Source organism: Desulforamulus putei DSM 12395, assembly GCF_900129195.1.
GTDB classification, from domain to species: Bacteria; Bacillota; Desulfotomaculia; order Desulfotomaculales; family Desulfotomaculaceae; genus Desulfotomaculum; species Desulfotomaculum putei.
Map to the genome: position 1 here is coordinate 320,234 of NZ_FQUY01000001.1, position 20,349 is coordinate 340,582.

Consider the following 20,349-nt stretch of genomic DNA (forward strand, 5'->3'; position numbering starts at 1 on the left):
ACGATGAACTATTTATTAGCCCTAGGGGCGCTGGCCGTCGGTATTTATACCTTGTCCTTTGCTACCTGGTTGTGGAAACAACAGAACAAGCGGGGGGCCGTGGGCACCTTTCTATTGACGGTGATCACCCTTGCGGTATCTTTTTACTCCATCTTCCTCCGGCAACCCTTTTAAAAGGCGCCAGTTTCAGCCTCCGGCAAATTATTTTTATGGGAAGGCCAATGGGAAATTGCCTGTAAAATTAAAGCATTTACTTCAAAATAACAGGATAATTATAATATCATGTGGAATACTTACCCTGGATTTACTTGGGGGATGTGATTGGCCATGGATATTAAAGTACAGCCCAGGCCCGTGAACGGAGAAGGGGATTTGGCCCTCGGATTGGAAAAGATATTTACCGAGGAGTGGGGGGGACCGAAAAGCGCCTTGGCCCTGGCTTACCTGCGGGATACCGTGATTCCGGACTTAATTTACTGCCTGAAAAAAAATTGGCACTTTCTTGATAACCCCTCCTTTCGGGAGATTCTGACTGCCAAGCTGAACACCCAGTTTGCTTACCCGCCGGCCTTTGCCGAAGGCCTGGCCGGGGATATCCTGGCCTGCGCCAAGGGGGTGCTGGGTGTCAGCCCGGTGGCCAACAACCACCCCTGGCAGCCCTGGGAAATCATCCTGCGCATGTTTACCATCGGCTACCGCCTGCCGGAAATTGTCCGGAAGACCGGCTATCCGGAAGCTTACCTGGATGTTTTTCGCAAAAAATATTTAAAACTGCAGGAGATTGCGGAGGGGCTGGGCAACGCCTCCGAGGAACAACTGCTGGCCCACCGGGAACTGGCCGGCGCCGGGGTTCACCTGATCCGGTTTGTGGCGGATTTTCGCAACAGGTTTACGGTGTTTAAAAATTACTACGAACGCCTGCAGGCGGAACAAATCATCATGGACATGGAACTGGAACTGGACCCCGATTGTTTGATCAAGCTATTTGAGGGACTGTTCCAGGTGGAAAAGCAGCTCAGCCCCGCCCGCTTTGCCGATATTTTAAAGGGCGCCAAAACTGCCTGGTTAACCGGCGAGAGTTATTATACCAAAACTGCCGGTTACGGTTTGCTGGCGGACTGGCCCAGGAAGCAAATCACCACCCTGCTGGACCGCTTGCTGGCAAGCAACCTGATCATCCATGACACCGGTCATGACAGCGTCCTGAGCCTGTCGGAACAGGCCGCCCGGCTCATCGTGCCGCTGGTGGTGCCGGCCCTGGCCGATGAAGTGCAGGCCATTATGCGCAGCAAAGCCCGGGATAAAATATCCCGCAGCACCGCCGTGTTGCTGGGAAAAAACCCGGAGATCACCGTTCATGTGATCCGGGAACTGGTGCGCCGGGGGGATCCCGCTGTGGTGCTGTGTTTTAAAGCCCTGCAGCGGCGGGTGCCCAAAAAGGTGTTTTTACAAATTGTCTGGGCCTGCGGGCAACTGGGGGGGAAAGATGCCGTTAACCTGTTAAGCAAAACCATTTTGGACCGGGACAGCCTGGTGAGGGTCCGCACCTGCCAGGCCATGGGACACATGGCGGACCCCTCCTTTTACTTCGCCCTCATTAATGCCCTGGAGGACCCGGTGGCCATGGTAAGAGAACAGGCGGCCTTGGCCCTGGGCAGATTAAAAATGCCCAGCGCCCTCAAACATATGGAGCGTATTCTGGAAAATCCTGCAGAGGAACCTCAGGTGCAGCGGGCAGCCAGGGAAACAAAGACCGTTTTATTAAAGGAAAAGGAGTTAAGGGAAAGTGAGTAGCGCTTCCCGGATGGCCGAAAACTGCGTATCCTTAACAAACCCAATTGCCGGAACGCTGGCGGCAGTCCCCGTGGGGGACTTTGTTTTTTTTATTCCCTTGCTTGACGGACTATTTTGTCAAATGAGATAATATTAATTGCAGTATGTTATGGAGCTTTTGTAGTATTTTGTTTATTGGTGGAGGTGCTTTTTTTGCTGGAAAAAGAACTTGTGATTATCGGCGGAGGGCCAGCCGGATATGCGGCCGGCTTATATGCTGCCAGGGCTGACATAAATGCCGTCTTAATCGAACGAGGCATGCCCGGAGGGCAGGCTGCGTCCACCGAATGGATTGAAAACTATCCTGGTTTCCCCGGTGGCATCGGCGGCCTTGATCTGGCGCTGAAAATGGACGAACAGGCCCGTTCCTTTGGTTTGGAAATCATGAACGCAGACGTGGAGAAGCTGGAGCGTCAGGGCGACGAATTTATTGTCTATACCGCTCAGGAACCCGTCAAAGCCAAAGCAGTGATCCTGGCCACCGGTGCCAAGCCGCAATTTTTGGGTGTTGAAGGTGAAAGCAAGTTCCATGGTCGGGGTGTTTCCTATTGCGCCACCTGCGACGGCGCCTTTTTCCGGGATAAAACCGTGGCCGTGGTAGGGGGCGGCGATGCAGCCGTGGAGGAAGCTATCTTTTTAACCAAGTTCGCCAGAAAAGTTTACATTATCCACCGGCGCGGGGAATTAAGAGCCACCAAGCTGATTCAAAAGCGGGCCATGGCCAATGAGAAAATTGAATTCCTCTGGTTTTCGGTGGTAGACCGGGTGCTTGGTGAAGATAAGGTAGAAGCCGTGCGGATTAAGGATGTGCGCACCGAGGCCATGCAGGATGTGCCGGTGGACGGCGTCTTTGTGTATGTGGGCACCAGGGCCAATTCCGATCTGGTGCAGGATCTGGTAGAAACCGATGCCCGGGGCTACATTGCCGCCAATGATAAAATGGAAACCGGTGTTCCCGGCTTGTATGTGGCGGGAGACATTCGTCAAAAACCCCTGCGCCAGGTGGTAACCGCCGTGGCAGACGGTGCGGTAGCAGCCATGGAAGTGGAGAAGTATTTGGCATCTCGCGAGGAATAAACGGAAAAAAAGCTGTATCTGGGTCAGATACAGCGTGAAAGGGAGAGGAGATTAGGTTGAGCATTTCAACCTGTTTAAGTAGTATCTCCAAATCCGTAAAAAATATATGGATTTACTTGGGATTTTTACAAACTCAAAGTTTTCCAATGTCAGGTTGTTAACCATAACGGGTTAACAACCTTTTTTATGCGCTAAGTGCCGCGGCACTGCCTTTGGGAAAGTGCATTTGACAGGAGATCCTGCTAATTGAAAGGTTGTCAATTCGAAATAGTTAGATTATAATACTACCAAACATATGTTCCGGTAAAGGGAGTGAAAGGTATGTCTGCCATGGGTTGGCACAAAATTTTAGAACTCAGGGTACTGGGTGGTTTTTTGGATGGCCAGGTCATCACCTTTAGCCCTCATTTAAACTGCCTGGTGGGAGGCCGGGGAGCCGGTAAAACCAGCGTTATTGAATTAATTCGCTTTGCCCTGGACGCCTACCCGGAGGATTACCAGATAAGAAAAAGGTTAGAACAGCATATCACAGGGATCCTGGGAAACGGCAGGGTCAGGCTGCTGGTGGAAACAGCCGGAGGCCAGAGGTATGTGGTGCAGCGGTCGGTGGGGGACCGTGCCCCACGGGTTACCGATCAGGAGGGAAGACTGCTGGCACTGGATTTAGCCCGGGGGCTTAATTTCGGAGTGGTCATTTTTAGCCAGAGTGAACTGGAAAGAATGGCCGAAATGCCGGAAGCCCAATTGTCTCTCATCGACGGCAAATGTCCCTCGTACCCCTTCCTGAAAACTGAAATACAAGCCTGCTTAAAGGAACTGCAAGCCAAAAGGACGGAATTAAGCAGGGTCATTCAGGAGTCCCTGGAACTGGCGGAAAGGTTGGCCGTTCTTCCCGAGGTAAAGGAACGCCTGCAGGCTTTGGCCGGGGATCAATTGGACAATTTATTGCAGCGGCAGCGGGCAAGGGAACGGGAAAAGACCTTGCTGGACCAGTTGGTGCGGCTGGTCAAGCAACAACTGCAGCAGGATAAATGGATGCTTGCGTCACCCGGCCTCAACCCGATTTTTTATGACGGGGAAAATCCTAACGGGGACATTCTGGAACAGGCCCTTGGGATCTTCATGGAAACAGATGCGGAGGTCAGTGAATTGGCAAGCAAAGCCGCCGCCCTGTGGGAAAATTCCTTAAACCGGTTGGAGAATCTGATGGCGGGTCTGGCGGACAGGCACCGGGCCGAGGAGTGGGAAGATGAAAGAATACAGGAGAATTTACCGGTAAAGGGATTACGGGAAGCCATGCGGGAAAGAAGCCAGCTGTCTGCCATGCTGCTGGAATTGGAAAAGTTAGTTGACAGACTGGCTGATAAGGAACAGGAGCAAGCGGCGCTGGCGGAACAAAGGCAGCAAGTAAAGAATAAATTGAAGCACTTGAAGGACAGTTTATATGAACAAAGGCTGCGGGCCTGCCAGGAGTATAACAACGTTCTGCTGCCGGATCTTCAGGTAAGTCTCATCCCCGGGGGAAACACCCGTAACTACCGGGAATTTCTGGCGTCAGCCCTCAGTAAATCAGGCTTGCATTATAACCGGTTGATTGACCAAATTATTTCCCGAGTACATCCCGGAGAACTGGCTGACATCATCCGCCACCGGGATGACCGGTATTTGGAACAGTGCTCCGGCATCGACAGGGACAGGGCCCAACGGGTTGTTCAGGTTCTGGCTGCCCAGCTTTCGCCGGGTGAGCTGCTGGCTTTGGAAGACATCGTCATGGAAGATTTGGTGGAAATCCGGTTAAAGGACGGTGAGGAATACAAAACCACCCAGGTGCTGTCCAAGGGCCAGAAATGCACAGCCGTATTACCCCTGCTGTTGCTGGAGGATTTTCGTCCCCTGATTATTGACCAGCCGGAAGACCATTTAGATAACTCCTACATCTTTCATACTGTGGTACCCTCCCTGAAGAAAGTCAAGGCCGGGCGTCAAATAATCTTCGCCACCCATAATCCTAACATTCCGGTTAACGGCGAAGCGGAAAATAATCTGGTCTTGACAGCGGACGGCTGTCGCGGCAGGGTAGCATTGCAGGGGGACCTGAGCAATCGGCAGGTTAAAGATGCCCTGAACCGGCTGCTGGAGGGAGGTCCTGAGGCTTTAAAAGGCCGTCTGGAACGTTATGAGAACTAATTTACCTTTAGACAACCTGACCAAACAATTGGACCTGCCCTGCCGGCAGAAGTGGACAAGTGTAGCCCCTTACCTCCTGCACCCGGACCCCTGGTACCGGCGCCGGGCGGCCATGCTGTTTGAACATGACGGGGGACTGCTTTCCCTGGAGGAGGTGCTGCAGGGACTGGACCGGTTTCCCGAGGACATCTTGCAGCAGGCCCTGGACTGGCTGCGGCAGTGGCAGTGGCCCGCAACAGAAGCGCCCGGCAGCAGCAGTTTGAAATTGTGCATAAAACTGGTGGACAATCCGGATGCCCGCATCGCCGCCGTGGGCAGAGAACTGCTGGGCAGGTTAAATAAACACAAGTGGCCGGGTCCTCTGAAAGAAGAGGCCATACCCTATCATACCGGCCCCGGGGACTTTGTTCAGGTCCCCCTCTTAACCATCCATCTTGCCAAATCTGAAGTATGGCTGGGCCACCAACAGCCGGAGCTGACCCGTGCGCAAAGAAGGATTCTTTTCCGCCTGGCAGAGGCCAGGGGGAACTTCCTGGAGGGGGAAATACTCTATTATGCTGTTCAGGGAGAAACCGCTGTCTATGGTTACTCGGGAGATGTAAAGTCCCATATCAAATTGCTGCGCCAAAAACTGGGTGACGATGCGAAGCGTCAGCTTTACATTGAAAGCAAGCGCTCTCGGGGGTATCGGCTGAATCTAACTCATGTGCAAATACGAGTATAAATACGGCCCGTTGAAGCGTCCCTCCTTGCCTGGCAAGGACAAGACAATTTCGCCCGGAGCAAATCTTAGTGTACCCACGGACATAAGACTGTCGATGCAAAGACCTTAAGTGAAGGGGAATAACAGAACCACCCCTCGGGTTTGTCAGCACCCTGGAAAGCCTTGAAGCAAGGCTTTTTCTTTTTGCTTATTTTTCACCTATAAATCATCTGGTTTACACCGTAGCCATCCGGATTTCACGTATATTTTACCAACGGACTATATAGTGGTGTCAAAAAGCCAGAAAGGAAGAGACAGTATGACCAAAAACCGTTGGAAAGGTGACTTTGATCAAATAGCCTATTTTTGTCCCGTATACCTGCCGGAAGGGGACGGTACAGAAATTGCCGACAACCAGGGGAATCTCTACAACGATGCAAGAAATGTACGGAGTGTGCGGAAAGCGGTCTGCAGACACTTTGCCTTGGATTATACCGCCCTACGTAAGATTTTTCGTGAGCAGGGCGGTGCCGGATTGCCTCCGCTGACACTGGCGCCGGGCTATACCCTGGTGGCTGTAAAGACCCGCACTGCCCGGTGTACGGGAGATCCTTGCTATGGTTTTATTCACCTGCAGTTGATTGACTCGGTCACGGAATCGGCACAGCCGGGGGAGAAATCCAGGATACTGCTGAAAAACGGCCTGAGCATAGGGGCCGTCAGTACAGTGAAAACCGTCAAGCATGCCATAGCCCTGGCCAACAGCATGGCAAGAAACTGTCAGCATATTGAACAAAGAGATCGTTATCTCGCCGACTTATTCTATCGAATTCTTAAACTGTTAGAAAAGGAAAACAAAGGCGAATCTCGAATATTTAAATTAATGTGACTTTTTTTGAAGGGGGACATGGCTTGAAACTCTACGAGTATATGGGCAAGGACATTTTTCGCAGGGAAGGAATCCCCGTGCCCCGGGGAAAAGCTTTCTTTTCCCCGGAGGGTGTGGCTGACTTTGTGTCCGGTTTGCCATCCGCTGTGGTAAAGAGCCAGGTGTTATCCGGCGGTCGGGGGAAGGCCGGGGGTATCAAGTTTCCCGGCACACCTGCTGAGGCAGAAGCAGCTGCCGGAGAATTGTTGTCAACGGTCATCAAAGACCTGCCGGTTCATGCGGTACTGGTGGAGGAAAGACTCCAAATTGATAAAGAGTACTATGTGGCCATCACGGTAGACGGCGCCAGACGTAAGCCGCTGGTTATCGCCTCGGCCCATGGCGGGGTGGACATTGAAGAAGTTGCAGAAGAGCATTTGGTTAAGATGCATGTGGATGTGCATGCAGGTCTGCAGCCTTACTTCGGCCGGGAAGTGGCCAGAAGAATGGGTTTGCCGCCTGACGAGGCCAGGCAGTTATCTCAATTGTTGGTAAAGATGTACCATCTGTTCCGCACCTATGACGCGGAACTGGTGGAAATTAATCCCCTGGTGGTCAGCGGCAATCAACTGGTGGCTGCGGACGCCAAGATTACCCTTGACGACGAAGCGTCCTTCCGGTTTCCGGATTGGCTGCCCAGGGTGGAGGAACGGACGGAAAAAGAGCAAAGGGCCGCCGAGATCGGCATCTCCTTTGTGGAACTGGGCGGCGACATTGGGGTGATGGCCAACGGCGCAGGCATTACCATGGCTACCCTGGACATGATTCATCACTTTGGCGGCAGTCCCCGCAACTTTATGGATGCCGGCGGCGGCGCGGGTACCGAAGCCACGGCCAGGGCCCTGGAAATCCTGCTATCCACCAACCCAAAGGCCATTTTGGTGAATATTTTCGGCGGCATCACCCGCTGTGATGATGTGGCCAGAGCCTTTGCCAGGGTAAAAGAAACGGTGGGTATTCCGGTACCCATTGTGATTCGGCTGGTTGGCACCAATGAAGAGGCAGGGGTAGAAATATTAAAGCAGCAAGGCATCAACGCGTACCGCACCGTTCAGGATGCGGTGGCTAGGGCAGTGGAGCTGGCGGCAGGCAAGGAGGCAATATAGATGGCAGTTATTATCGATAAAGACAATGTAATCCTGGTGCAGGGGATCACCGGCAAGCAGGGGAGCTTCCATACCGCCCAGATGCTGGCCTATGGCGCTAGGGTGGCCGCCGGGGTCTCACCGGGCAAGGGAGGCTGGGAGGTACACGGCGTGCCTGTCTTTGACACGGTGGCCGAAGCAGTAGAAAAGCACCCCATTACCTCATCCATCATTTTCATACCGGCCCCCGGCGTGAAGGATGCCGCTTTGGAAGCCATGTCAGCAGGTATTAAAACCTTGGTTATTATCACAGAGCATGTGCCCCTGCACGATGAGCTGGATATCATGGCCTATGCCGAAAAACTTAATGTTACCGTGATCGGTCCCAACACCTTTGGCATTATCTCTCCCGGACAGAGCAAAATGGGGATTATGCCCAACAGCATCTACACCCCCGGTCCGGTGGGTGTGGTGGCCCGCAGCGGCACCTTGAGTTATGAAATTGCCTACAACCTCACCGTCAACGGCATCGGCCAGTCCACCGTGGTGGGTTTGGGCGGCGACCGGGTGGTGGGCCTGTCCTTCACCGATGTGCTGGAAAAATTTGAGCGGGACCCCGAAACCAAAGTCGTGGTAGTGGTGGGCGAAATCGGTGGCAATGCCGAAGAAGAGGCCGCCCTCTATATTCGCCAAATGACCAAGCCGGTGGTGGCTTTCCTGGCCGGCAGATCCGCCCCTCCGGGCAAACGTATGGGACATGCCGGGGCCATTATCGAGCGGGGCAAAGGAACCTTTGCCAGCAAAGTGGCAGCCCTCACTGCCGCCGGCGCCAAGGTGGCCGTCCTGCCCTGGGAAGTAGCGGAACTGGTCAAGGAAGCGCTGGAAGGCTAGGGGGTATTCCTCTCTGGTCTGGCCATTAGCAGTCAGCCCTCGGCCATCGGCTATAAAAAAGAACCAATAACTTGATAAACGGGTACCGGCTACCATGGGTTAAGTTATTTTAGGCTAAGAAGCAGCACCGGGGCTAGCCTTCAGCTATCAGACTTTGGCTAAAGTATGCATATAAGGCAAGTAGGAGGCCCGTTGATAACCCGGATGCCTGGCGTATGAAATGTTTATTTATTTTCATTGAGGTATAAGCTAAATAGTGCCGGTTATTGAATTCAAACGGAATCAATTATAGGAGTTGATACCATGCGTCTTACCTTTTTGGGACATGCTGCTTTTTTGCTGGAAGCGGAGGGGGTAACCATCGCCATTGACCCCTTTATTACCGGCAACCCTGCGGCTCCCGCCGGTGTAAATATTAAGGCCGATTATATCCTGGTCAGCCACGGACACGGGGACCACGTAGGAGACGCCGTGGCAATAGCGAAGCAATCCGGCGGCACCATTGTGTCGGTTTATGAATTGGCCAACTACTGTGCCCGCCAGGGAACCAAGGTCCATCCCATGCATATCGGGGGCGCCTGTGATTTCGGGCCCTTTAAGGTAAAACTAACCCAGGCCTTGCATGGCAGTTCTGCCGGCGGGGATACCGGTCCTGCGGAATATCTGGGGAACCCCTGCGGGTTTCTCGTCACTGTCGGTGGCAAAACCATCTACCATGCAGGGGATACCGGCTTATTCGGTGATATGGCATTAATCGGTCGTTTAAACTCCATTGATGTGGCCCTGCTGCCCATCGGGGATAACTTCACCATGGGACCGGCAGACGCCCTGGAGGCCGTGAAGATGCTGAATCCCCAACAGGTGGTTCCCATGCACTACAATACCTGGCCCCTGATTGCCCAGGACCCCGCAGCCTTTAAAAAGGCCGTGGAAGAACAGACTGCTGCCAGGGTGACCATTCTTCAGCCGGGCGAATCTTTAAAAATGGGATAATATACAAACAAGCCTGCACAGTCATTGAACTGCCAGGCTTGTTTTATTGTATAAACGCCTATACACCGTCCAGGGGATCTTATTTATTCTTCCCAAACCTTCACTTCTTTCATCTTGTCACCGGGTTTAATTTGGTCAACATATTCCATACCCTCAACCACTTTCCCGAAGACCGTATGTACGCCATCTAAATGGGGGAACGCGTCATAGCAAATGAAGAACTGGCTGCCGCCGGTGTCTTTGCCGGCATGGGCCATGGATAAAGCGCCTCTTACATGCTTGTGCGGGTTGCCCTTGGTTTCGCACTTGATGGTGTAGCCGGGACCGCCGGTGCCGGTGCCGTAAGGACACCCCCCCTGGGCCACAAAACCGGGGATAACGCGGTGGAAGGTAAGTCCGTTGTAAAACCCTTCGTTGGCTAATTTTTCAAAGTTAGCCACGGTTCCGGGGGCTGCTTCATCAAAAAATTCAATCATAATTTTCCCGCCCTTTTCCAGTTCGATACTGCCCTTCTTCAAAAGAGTACCCTCCTCATAAATAAACTCCAATTCATTCTACTACAGAAACCATTCCCAGGCAAATAACAACAAGCAAATTCAAGTCGGGGACGGTTCTTGACTTGAATTTGTCTTTTTAAATTCTAGTCAAAGAACGTCCCCGACTTGAATTTATTTGGATTGTAAGTTTTTCATTTGATGAACAGCAGACTGCCAGTTTGCAGGGTCTTTAAGCTTGTCTAAAATTTCCGGGTATAATGGGTGGTTGGCAAGTTCCTTTAAGGATTCACCCAGCTGCAGGGTTTCCTGGACCCAGCGGGAGCGGGGCAGGCTGCCGGTGAGTTCCACCAGCGCCAAATCTTCCCGGGTCTTATACCACAGTAAAACCAGCGGGTGCAGCCCCGGTGCCCCTTCCGGGTTCCAACCGTTAATTTTATGAACTTCTCTTTTAATCAGGTCCGGTCCTAGGGCCCCTTCCAATAGGCTCAGGGCTTCCCTGAGCCGGTCAGTTTCTGTGTTCATAACAGAATCCTCCCATATGTAAAAGTAATCCTTCCTCAATTATACCAAATCTCATCAATGAAGCTTCCCTATGGTTTACACCTTCGGTATAATTATTTTGTTTAGGCAGGAACTCCGATTCCGTCAATCGAAAATGGTTGTTAGCAGAAGGTTGGGGGTAATGATGGTATGTTAACCTTTGTGGCATTGGACCTGGAAACCACCGGTCTAAACTGTTGGAGTGACGATATCATTGAGATTGGGCTGGTAAAAGTCATTGACGGCCAGGAAGTGGATCGCTTTCAGTCCCTGGTTCGTCCGAAGGGTTCACTGCCGGTGAGAATAAAACGCCTGACGGGCCTGCGAGATGAGGATTTTAGCGAAGCGCCGGCGTTAAACGAAATCTTGTCCGGGGTTTTATCCTTTATTGCCGATTTACCCCTGGTGGGGCACAATATCAAATTTGATCGGGACTTTTTAGCCGCCGCAGCCAGGCGTCCCCTTGCTAATGACCTTTATGATACCCTGGAACTGGCCAAATATTTACTTCCTTCGGCCGGTAACCACCGGCTGGGTGAATTGTGTAAAGAACTTAATATCGCAATGAATCACCGGCACCGGGCACTGGATGACGCCCTTGGCGCCGCCCGGCTGCTGGTGACTTTGCTGGAACGCTTGGAGAAATTTGAAGCGGATTTAGTCTGGCAGTTGAGCCAGCTGCTCAAGCAGGCAGGTTCCGCCTGGTACCCGGTATTAGAGGCATTGAGCGGCAGAATCATCAAACAGTTTCCTGACAGGAAAATAACCCACCGGGTGCCGGGCGCCCGCGTCGAGGAGGTTCCCGTCAAAGACAGGCCCCAGCAGGAAAAGAAACCGGTCTCTTTCGAGGAGTGCATGACTGTCCTGGGACCGGACGGGGCCCTGGCAGCCACGCTGCCGAGGTTTCATTACCGTCCCCAACAGTGTGATATGGTAGACCATGTGGTAAAGGGTCTTAATGAGAATAAATTTGTCCTGGTGGAGGCCGGGACAGGCACCGGCAAATCACTGGCTTATCTGGTGCCGGCCATCCGATGGGCCAGGCAGAACGTCGAACGGGTTCTCATCACCACCCACACCATTACCCTGCAAGAGCAGCTGTGGAATAAGGACCTCCCCCTGTTGGCCAATCTGCCGGACTTTGAGTTCACAGCCGCTTTAATGAAGGGCCGGAACAATTATTTATGTCTCCGCCGCTGGTCGGCTTTAATGTCGGAAGCTTACCACCAGCCGGAAGAAGCCCAATTCCTGGCGAAAATCCTGGTTTGGCTTTATGAAACCACCACCGGGGACAAAAGCGAGCTGGCCATTTCCTACCAGGAACTGGAATATTGGACAGCTGTGTGCTGCGAAAGTGACGGCTGTTTGGGCAACCGCTGCCGATATTTTAAAGAACAGTGTTTTTTTATGGCGGCCCGGCGCAGGGCAGACAGGGCGGATATTATGGTTGTCAATCATTCCTTGCTGCTCAGCGATGTCAACGCCGACAATAGGGTTCTGCCGGGCTACGGTCCTCTCATTATCGATGAGGCCCATCATTTAGAGGACTGCGCCACCGAGCACCTGGGCAGAACAACCGGTCGCACGGAAGTGATCCGGTGGATCTCGGTGGCTGGGAAACAACTGGGGAAACTGGACAGTTTTACGGTGGCTTATGACCACAACGGTTGGCAAAACCTCATCAGCCAGTCTGCCGAAACAAGACAGAGATGCAGGGAAGCAGCCGTCACCTTCTTCGAAATGTTATCCCGCTGGATGGAAAACAGCGCAGGAGGCGGTGAAGGTCGGTACACTCTGAGATTCGGTGCGGCAGGGAATTCAGAGGGGATTCCCTGTTTGCCGGCGCCATTGGATTCTGAACTGGATAACCTGCTGGTCAACCTGCGTTCCCTGTGTCAACTGATGGTAAAGGTCGGCGACCGGCTGGCAGAAGGAGCCGCCTTTGCGGAGGATGTACCGGGTCTCGCCAGGGACCTGATGGCCTGGGCCTCCGTAGGTGAGGATTTAGCCCATAACCTTGAATGGATCTGCCGCCATCATGAAGAGGATAATGTTTACTGGGTGGAGGGGGGCGGCGGCGAACATTCCGAAGTGGTTTTACGGGCCGCGCCCATTGATGTGGGTCCGCTGCTGCAGGCTAAATTGTTTTCGGAACCACGCCCGGTTATTTTGACCTCTGCCACCATGACGGTTGACGGAAGTTTTAAGCATTTTATAAAAAGCATCGGGTTAGATGCAATCCCTACAGACAGGATTATTGAAAAACAGTTGGATTCTCCCTTTAACTATGCAGAACAGGCCCTGTTGTGTGCCGCCAGGGATATCGCACAGCCCGCACAAATGGGCGACAGCCCCTATCACGATGAGCTGGCCCGGGCTATTTACAGTATTTCACTGGCCGCCGAGGGCCGCACGCTGGTTCTCTTTACTTCCCACCGCTCCCTGCGGGAGGTTTACCACCGGTTAAAGGATCCTTACGAAAGGGCAGATATTTGTTTGCTTGGACATGAATTGGACGGCAGCCGGCGTCGGTTGGTGGAACAGTTCATGGAAGGGAAGCGCACAGTGCTCTTTGGTGCAGCCAGTTTCTGGGAAGGGGTGGATATCCCGGGGGAGGCGTTATCCTGTGTCATTATCGTTAAACTACCCTTTGCGCCACCAAACCACCCGGTATTGGAAGCCAGGCTGCAAAAAATTGCCCGGCAGGGGAGAAATGGCTTTCAGGATTACCAAATTCCCCAGGCGGTAATCAAATTCAAACAGGGTTTTGGACGATTGATTCGGGACGCCCGGGATAAGGGAGTGGTGGTGATTTTGGATGGCCGTTTGGTAGAAAAAAAGTACGGGGCAAAATTTTTTAATTCCCTGCCCTTGGGAGAACATTTTCGAGGCAGTTGGCAACAGATCGTGACCAAAGTAAAATTTTGGTTAACAGGCAAGGAAGAATAATTTGGCATACCTCTTTTACTTCGGTCAACGGGATGCTAAAATAAAGTAATGCAGAATGTGTTTCTGTTGCAAATACCATGACGGGGAGGTTCCCGATGAAGGGACAACACATACCCAGTTTGTTTACACTGGGAAACTTGTTATTTGGAGTCTTTGCCCTGGTACTGGCACTGGATCAAGAGTACATTCAAGGGGGGTTAATGGTCCTGCTGGCCGGCGTGATGGATTATCTGGACGGCAAAGTGGCCAGAAAACTCCAGGTAGCGTCCGATTTTGGCAAGGAATTAGATTCCCTGGCAGATCTGGTTTCCTTTGGCGTGGCCCCGGCCATCCTGGCCTATGCACTGCAATTATCGGATTGGGGCTATTGGGGATTGGCCATCGCATTGGCCTTCGTCATGTGTGGCGCCTTACGATTAGCCCGTTTTAATGTGACTACCTTTAGCGGAAGCTTTATGGGGGTTCCCATCACAGCAGCCGGCGGCATTGTGGCCCTAATAATTATTTACCTGGGTAAACTGCCGGTTTTGGTACTCCCCATGGCCATGCTGTTGCTCTCTTATTTGATGATCAGTAAAATTAAAGTGCCAAAGTTCTAACGAACCTGCAATCCAGTGGTATTTTTTTCTCCTGGTCGTCATATTGTTACACAGATGCACAAATTCAGCCCCAATCAAATAATATGAAAAAGAATTCAAAATTAATGAGGGGTGATCGGAATGCGCGTGTACTTTGTACGGCTTCCCAATCTTATACGTTCTATCCTGTTAAAAATCTGGAATTAGTTTCAAGGCAGGCCTTTGGCTTGCCTTGAATCATCTTGAGCCCTTTTAAGTTGAAAAACAATGAAATTATTCTTACAAAGGATTGGTCAGGGCAGGATTCATACAAGTCGTGTCGTATTTACAATATATAACAAATTTGCCATACTTCATACAATTATCACTATATGCCTTTGGTGAAATACTAGCGAAGAAGGTGCTTTCTCTGACCAATCAATTATGGGTATTCGTTTTTATTTCAGTCATAGCGGTGCTTGGTTTTACTCGTTGGTTGAGTGAAGCCCTGGGGCTTCATGTATTGGTTTCCTACTGTTTTGACATACTGCTAACGGCAGGCGCCTTCATGTTCCTTTACAGGCGTGCCCGTGCAGACAGAATCAAATTACAGGATCAAATAAAAGCCTTACGGGAACCAAACAAACAACCTGTTTGCAACGGGTTCATCGAGGACCTGCCGGTTGCTTTAATTATTGCGGACAATAACGGCCAAATTACCGCTATAAACCATTTGGCCAGGGAAATTTGCGGCATCTCCCAGGAGGAAGGCCCCATCAACATTTTCCATCTGTCTTATGATGCCGACACCCCTTTGCATTTCCTGTCCCAAACCTTGCAAGGGAAGCAGGTGTACCATGAACAGCATTATACCTGTCAGCGGGAAGACGACTTGAAATACTATATTTTAAGCACAGCGGAAATTTTAAAGAATGGGGAAAAACCGTCCGGTGCCATGTTAATTGCCCTGCCTGTGTCGGAACAATCCTTTTTGAGCAGGCATTTAAGCCAGCGGGGAAAGTTAGCCATGATCGGGGAACTGGCCGCCGGAACGGCCCACGAAATCCGCAACCCGCTGACCTCTGTCAGGGGACTGATTCAAATTTTATCCCGGCGTTTTGCTGACGACGACCCGACCAGGGAATATATTTCGGTTATGCTGACTGAGATTGACCAGATTAACAATATCATTAAAGAACTGTTGCTGTTAGCACGCCGCACCACACCAAATCTTAGTTTTGCTTCACTGCCGTCCGTGCTGGATCATGTTTTGCTGCTGGTGGAAGCAGAGGCAACCCGCCGGGGAATTAAAGTTGATAAACAATATAACCACGAGCTGCCGTTGATTGTGCTGGACGAAGACCAGATCAAACAGGTATTCTGGCACCTGGCAACCAACGCCATCCATGCCATGCCCTGCGGGGGGAAATTGACGGTTGCGGCCCGTTATGTGGACGCTGAACACGCCATTGAAATTACTTTTACAGACACCGGGACAGGCATCCCCAAGGAACACATGGCCCAGATTTTTCATCCCTTCTTCACCACCCGACCCGAGGGGACCGGTTTGGGGTTGCCGGTCAGTTACCAAATCGTGGACAACCACGGAGGTAAGTTATCTGTAAAATCGGTGCCAGGCAAGGGGAGTTCCTTTATCGTTAAACTCCCCCTGGTCAACTGTGAAAAAACAAAGGCCTCTTAGCATCATGCTAAGAGGCCAGACCAACGCCAAGCATTCCTCCCAGTGCACCGGCAACCAGCGTTAAGGCAAATTTGCCCAGTGCACCCACCAGCAAGACATCACCGGGTAAAAACAGACCCACCAACAGCCAGATAATAATAAAAGTGGCGATGCCGACCCCCAGGCCATTAAAAAGTCCCCTGCTGCGGGCCCTTTTGGCGGCATAGCCGCTGCCCACTACCACACTGGTAAAAAATATGCCGGCTGCAACCCAGGGCATGGTGTTTTCGGACAGACCGGTAAAATAATAGGCCAGCCCGGCCAAAATACTCAAACCAAGGGAAAATCCCAGGGATAACAGCGTGCCCCGCCAGACAGAGGGGAAATGAAGTACCGGAGTATCGGGTGTTTCCTGTTTAAGGAGTGCCATATTTTTTTACCTCCTTACACTATTTAACATATTTTTATTGTTTGAACTTGAAATTTATGACATAAAAGAAAGGGTCACGTAAATGGAAAGAGAATTTATCGTAAGTTATCCGATCGGGGACAGCTTGTATTTAAACATCACCAACCGTTGTTTTAACAAATGCGCCTTTTGCATCCGGCAAACCAAAACCGGCGTGGGTTATAATTTATGGCTCAGTAAAGAACCGTCTTTACCGGAAGTTTTGGATGCAGTGCAGGACCCCCGGCAGTATAAAGAAATTGTTTTTTGCGGCTACGGGGAGCCCTTATGCAGATTGGAACTGGTCAGGGAAGTGGCGGCTGAACTGAAAAAGAGAGGTGCCCGGTCCATCAGGGTCAATACCAACGGGCAAGCCAACAGTCTTTATGGACGCAATGTGGTGCCGGAACTGGCGGGGTTGGTGGATACCATGTCCATCTCCTTAAATGCCCAGGACGCAGCTACCTATGTCAAGCTGTGCCAACCCAGGGAAGGCGAAAAGGCCTATTTCTCTATGCTAGATTTTGCCAGAAAATGTGTGGGGGTGATTCCCCGCGTGATCCTGTCCGTGGTTGAGTGGCCAGGTGTAGATGTAGAAGCCTGCCGAGCCATTGCCAGGGACCTTGGCGCAGAGTTCCGTCTAAGGAAGCCAACCCTTTAAGAGGAGAGAAGTGAGAGGTTGGAAGTGGGAAAAACAAATACCTCCGGTCTCAAGCAAGACCAGGGGCGTTTATCATTCCGCCAACGGATTGTCTCCGGTACCAAAATTACGTGCTTTTTCTTTATCCCGGTCATAAAAATCGTGATCCCACTTGCCGTCCACTTTAATATGAGTGGCTGAGCCGGTGGGTTCGTGGACAAATTTTTTGCCGGTATCATAATGTTTTTCTTCTTCCCACCGGTAGTTGTTTCGATTATCCTTATCCATCGTTTTTGCCTCCTTCACCCGGTTTTTATTATTCTTGCCCGGTGAGGTTTTGTTATACACTGGCCAATTTGATAATAACAGGCCACCGGGAAAGAATAGGGGAAAGAATAGGGGAAAGAATAGAGGAAAGAACATAGAAAAGAATATAGAAAAGAGCGAGTTTTAGCGCTGTCGGTGCGAAGCAAGCGAGGATACACCGTACCAGAGATTGTTAGTCTAACTGCGAAAGTTGAGTCAGTAACTATACATTGACCGGCTGTCTCTTAAGTTGTACAATTTTTGGTAACGTTTTTCTGAATGGATGGTGTAAATTTGAGTACCGTACAAACCCGGTTAAAAATCACAGGCATGAGCTGTGCCGCTTGTTCCGCCAGGATTGAGCGCAGCATTGGTAAACTTGCTGGTGTGGAGAAAGCTCAGGTGAACCTGGCAGGGGAAATAGCTACCATTGATTATGATCCGACTGTTGTGCCGCTGGAGGAAATCATTCATAAGATTGAGGACATAGGTTTCGGTGTTGCCCGGGAGCAGTTGGAAATAAAGGTAAAGGGAATGACCTGTGCAGCCTGCTCGGCCAGGGTCGAGAGGGTTTTGAACCGCCTGCCCGGGGTCTTGCATGCAGCGGTAAACCTGGCCACAGAAAAGGCTGTGGTCAAATACAACCCGGCGGAAGTCAGCCCGGCAGACATCCGGCGGGCCATCCGGGATGCCGGTTATACGCCCGTATCCGAGACCGATGAGAGCAGCGCCGACCGGGAGCGTCAGGAAAGGGAACAAGAAATTCGCCGCCAGCAAAGGCTGTTTATGATTTCTGCCGTCCTGTCACTGCCGCTGGTGGCCTTTATGGTGGTTATGCTGGCCCAGTGGCACCATGCCATGCGCTGGGGGATTTTTCATCCTTATACCCAGTTTGTCCTGGCTACGGCCATTCAGTTTGGCCCCGGCCTTCATTTTTATAAGGACGCCTGGCGCTCACTCCGCGGGGGCGGTGCCAATATGTCCGTCCTGGTGGCCCTGGGCACCAGCGCCGCTTATTTCTACAGCGTGGCAGCCACCTTCTTCGGTAAGCAAATCGGGCAGACAGAGGTTTATTACGAAACCGGCGCTGTCATTATCACCCTGGTTTTACTGGGTAAAATGCTGGAATCACTGGCCAGGGGTAGGACCTCCGAGGCCATCCGCAAACTGATGGGATTGCAGGCCAGGACCGCCAGAATCATCCAGGACGGGACGGAGAAGGAGATCCCCGTCGAGGATGTGCAGGTGGGAGATGTCCTGGTGGTCCGTCCCGGGGAGAAAATACCCGTGGACGGCTTCATCACGGAAGGAACCTCTACGGTGGATGAGAGCATGCTGACCGGTGAAAGCGTTCCGGTGGATAAGCAGCCGGGGGACCCTGTCATCGGGGCCACCATCAATAAAATGGGAACCTTTAAATTTCAAGCCACCAAGGTGGGGAAAGACACCGCCCTGGCCCAGATTATTCGAATCGTGGAAGCAGCCCAGGGCAGCAAGGCGCCCATTCAACGGATGGCGGATGTGATTTCTTCCTATTTTGTGCCCGTGGTGGTGGCCATCGCCTTGGTGACCTTTGCCGCCTGGTACCTGTGGGTTAAACCGGGCGACCTTTCCCAAGCCCTTTTATCCGCCACGGCGGTACTGGTGATCGCCTGTCCCTGCGCCCTAGGCCTGGCCACCCCCACCTCCATTATGGTGGGAACCGGCAAAGGGGCTGAAATGGGGATATTAATTAAAGGCGGCGAATACCTGGAAAAAGCTTACCGCCTTAATGCCATTGTTTTGGACAAAACCGGAACCATCACGCATGGGCAGCCCAAACTTACCGACTTAATTACTGTCGGCGATTACAGCAACCAGGAAGCCAAGGTGCTGAGGCTGGCGGCCGCGGTGGAGCGAAATTCCGAACACCCGCTGGCCAGGGCTGTTATGGAGGCGGTGGGGGAAGCCGGTGAAAATCCCTATACCGTGACGGATTTTACGGCCATTCCCGGTTTTGGTGTGAAGGCCAGAATAAATGAAACAGAGATTTTATTAGGCACCGGCAAGCTAATGTCGCAAAATAATATTGATTTTTCCCGGTGGGATGCCACCAGGGAGGCGTTGGAAGAGCAGGGCAAAACGGTCATGCTGATGGCGGTGGACGGTAAACCGGCCGGTCTGCTGGCCGTGGCTGATACTGTGAAGGAAGAATCTGCTTCCGCCATTAAGAAGCTGGTGGAAATGGGTATCGAGGTCTGGATGCTGACCGGCGACAATCGGAGAACCGCCCGCAGCATTGCAGCCCAGGTGGGTATTCAAAATGTCTTGGCGGAAGTGCTGCCGGAAGACAAGGCCGAGAAAGTAAAGGAACTCAAAGAACAAAATAAAATTGTAGGCATGGTTGGTGACGGCATCAATGATGCTCCGGCCTTGGCTACGGCGGATGTGGGTTTTGCCATCGGCACCGGCACCGATGTGGCCATGGAGGCGGCGGATATTACATTAATCCGCGGCAACCTCTGGGGCGTAGTGGACAGCATCGCCCTCTCCAGGGCCACCATGAGAAATATTCGGCAAAATCTTTTCTGGGCGTTGTTTTATAACACCGTGGGCATTCCGGTGGCGGCCATGGGTTTATTGAACCCAGTCCTGGCCGGTGCGGCCATGGCCTTCAGCTCGGTTTCGGTGGTTACCAATGCCCTGCGTTTGAAGCGATTTACGCCCCGCCATTAGGGGTACCAGTTAAAAAGGGAGGAAATAATCATATGGCAGACACAATTATCCTTAAGGTAGAAGGCATGAGCTGCAATCACTGCAAAATGGCTGTGGAAAAGGCAGTGAAAAAGGTCCCGGGGGTACAGGCGGTGGAAGCTACGCCGACAGAAAAAAGTGTTAAGATAACCCACGATGGCAGCAGCAACCTGGAAGCCATTAAACAAGCCATTATGAATGAAGGTTACGTCGTTGTCGACTAAGGGAATTAAACTGCACTCCGAAGTGCGGTTTAACCATTTTCGGGCATAAGAACAACCTGCTCCAGCAACAATAACTT

The 20,349-nt window shown here is 51.9% G+C and carries 19 protein-coding genes; 15 read left to right on the forward strand and 4 right to left on the reverse strand.

The features are described from left to right. The first annotated feature begins 3 nt into the window (after positions 1-3). From BUB67_RS16525 to BUB67_RS01445, 9 genes are all read left to right on the forward strand, one after another. Positions 4-174, forward strand: coding sequence for a hypothetical protein (locus BUB67_RS16525; RefSeq protein WP_200798099.1), 171 nt, complete (start codon positions 4-6; stop codon positions 172-174). A gap of 153 nt (positions 175-327) precedes the next feature. Further along, on the forward strand, positions 328-1,794 hold the full coding sequence (locus tag BUB67_RS01410) for a HEAT repeat domain-containing protein (RefSeq protein WP_200798100.1): 1,467 nt from the start codon (positions 328-330) through the stop codon (positions 1,792-1,794). 192 nt (positions 1,795-1,986) lie between these two features. Then, the gene (gene trxB, locus BUB67_RS01415) at positions 1,987-2,910 is read left to right on the forward strand and encodes a thioredoxin-disulfide reductase (RefSeq protein WP_073234541.1); all 924 of its coding nucleotides are present in this window, start codon (positions 1,987-1,989) and stop codon (positions 2,908-2,910) included. A gap of 321 nt (positions 2,911-3,231) precedes the next feature. Beyond that, positions 3,232-5,097: an AAA family ATPase gene (locus BUB67_RS01420; protein ID WP_073234544.1), complete on the forward strand. Its 1,866-nt coding sequence runs from the start codon at positions 3,232-3,234 to the stop codon at positions 5,095-5,097. Continuing rightward, positions 5,087-5,821 carry a winged helix-turn-helix domain-containing protein gene (locus BUB67_RS01425; RefSeq protein ID WP_073234548.1) on the forward strand — a complete coding sequence of 245 codons (735 nt, stop codon included), beginning with the start codon at positions 5,087-5,089 and terminating at the stop codon, positions 5,819-5,821. The genes BUB67_RS01420 and BUB67_RS01425 overlap by 11 nt, the downstream gene beginning before the upstream one ends. Positions 5,822-6,119: 298 nt before the next feature. Next, complete coding sequence (locus BUB67_RS01430) at positions 6,120-6,689, forward strand: hypothetical protein (RefSeq protein ID WP_073234551.1); 570 nt, start codon at positions 6,120-6,122, stop codon at positions 6,687-6,689. Between the two features lie 23 nt (positions 6,690-6,712). Then, positions 6,713-7,834 carry an ADP-forming succinate--CoA ligase subunit beta gene (gene sucC / locus BUB67_RS01435; protein WP_073234554.1) on the forward strand — a complete coding sequence of 374 codons (1,122 nt, stop codon included), beginning with the start codon at positions 6,713-6,715 and terminating at the stop codon, positions 7,832-7,834. Further along, positions 7,835-8,704 (forward strand): succinate--CoA ligase subunit alpha, encoded by an 870-nt coding sequence (gene sucD / locus BUB67_RS01440; protein WP_073234557.1) that lies wholly within the window; start codon positions 7,835-7,837, stop codon positions 8,702-8,704. It abuts the gene before it with no gap. Positions 8,705-9,007: 303 nt separating this feature from the next. Further along, positions 9,008-9,697 carry a metal-dependent hydrolase gene (locus tag BUB67_RS01445; RefSeq protein WP_073234561.1) on the forward strand — a complete coding sequence of 230 codons (690 nt, stop codon included), beginning with the start codon at positions 9,008-9,010 and terminating at the stop codon, positions 9,695-9,697. A gap of 83 nt (positions 9,698-9,780) precedes the next feature. Here the strand turns inward: BUB67_RS01445 and BUB67_RS01450 are convergent, their stop codons facing one another. Together BUB67_RS01450 and BUB67_RS01455 are read right to left on the reverse strand one after the other, a co-directional pair. Beyond that, positions 9,781-10,215 carry a peptidylprolyl isomerase gene (locus tag BUB67_RS01450; RefSeq protein WP_073234564.1) on the reverse strand — a complete coding sequence of 145 codons (435 nt, stop codon included), beginning with the start codon at positions 10,213-10,215 and terminating at the stop codon, positions 9,781-9,783. Positions 10,216-10,365: 150 nt separating this feature from the next. Then, the gene (locus BUB67_RS01455) at positions 10,366-10,716 is read right to left on the reverse strand and encodes a hypothetical protein (protein WP_073234569.1); all 351 of its coding nucleotides are present in this window, start codon (positions 10,714-10,716) and stop codon (positions 10,366-10,368) included. A 168-nt stretch (positions 10,717-10,884) separates the two neighbouring features. On the opposite strand from BUB67_RS01455, the gene BUB67_RS01460 reads away from it, so the two are divergent. The 3 genes from BUB67_RS01460 to BUB67_RS01470 all read left to right on the forward strand — a co-directional run bounded on the left by BUB67_RS01460 (position 10,885) and on the right by BUB67_RS01470 (position 15,942). Then, a complete protein-coding gene (locus tag BUB67_RS01460; protein WP_073234572.1) occupies positions 10,885-13,683 on the forward strand; it encodes a helicase C-terminal domain-containing protein in 2,799 nt (932 codons plus the stop codon). 95 nt (positions 13,684-13,778) lie between these two features. Further along, positions 13,779-14,282: a CDP-diacylglycerol--serine O-phosphatidyltransferase gene (gene pssA, locus BUB67_RS01465; RefSeq protein WP_084127607.1), complete on the forward strand. Its 504-nt coding sequence runs from the start codon at positions 13,779-13,781 to the stop codon at positions 14,280-14,282. A 526-nt stretch (positions 14,283-14,808) separates the two neighbouring features. Further along, the gene (locus tag BUB67_RS01470) at positions 14,809-15,942 is read left to right on the forward strand and encodes a two-component system sensor histidine kinase NtrB (RefSeq protein ID WP_238456905.1); all 1,134 of its coding nucleotides are present in this window, start codon (positions 14,809-14,811) and stop codon (positions 15,940-15,942) included. 7 nt (positions 15,943-15,949) lie between these two features. On the opposite strand, the gene BUB67_RS01475 is transcribed toward BUB67_RS01470, so the two are convergent. Then, positions 15,950-16,351 carry a TIGR04086 family membrane protein gene (locus BUB67_RS01475; RefSeq protein ID WP_073234579.1) on the reverse strand — a complete coding sequence of 134 codons (402 nt, stop codon included), beginning with the start codon at positions 16,349-16,351 and terminating at the stop codon, positions 15,950-15,952. Positions 16,352-16,433: 82 nt separating this feature from the next. On the opposite strand from BUB67_RS01475, the gene BUB67_RS01480 reads away from it, so the two are divergent. Continuing rightward, entirely contained in the window at positions 16,434-17,030 is a 597-nt protein-coding gene (locus BUB67_RS01480; protein WP_073234582.1) for a TatD family nuclease-associated radical SAM protein, read from the forward strand. A 72-nt stretch (positions 17,031-17,102) separates the two neighbouring features. Here the strand turns inward: BUB67_RS01480 and BUB67_RS01485 are convergent, their stop codons facing one another. Continuing rightward, positions 17,103-17,297: an LAS seventeen-binding protein 3 gene (locus BUB67_RS01485; RefSeq protein ID WP_073234584.1), complete on the reverse strand. Its 195-nt coding sequence runs from the start codon at positions 17,295-17,297 to the stop codon at positions 17,103-17,105. A 312-nt stretch (positions 17,298-17,609) separates the two neighbouring features. On the opposite strand from BUB67_RS01485, the gene BUB67_RS01490 reads away from it, so the two are divergent. Together BUB67_RS01490 and BUB67_RS01495 are read left to right on the forward strand one after the other, a co-directional pair. Further along, positions 17,610-20,030 carry a heavy metal translocating P-type ATPase gene (locus BUB67_RS01490; protein ID WP_200798101.1) on the forward strand — a complete coding sequence of 807 codons (2,421 nt, stop codon included), beginning with the start codon at positions 17,610-17,612 and terminating at the stop codon, positions 20,028-20,030. A gap of 32 nt (positions 20,031-20,062) precedes the next feature. Next, entirely contained in the window at positions 20,063-20,272 is a 210-nt protein-coding gene (locus tag BUB67_RS01495; protein WP_073234591.1) for a cation transporter, read from the forward strand. Positions 20,273-20,349 lie beyond the last annotated feature (77 nt).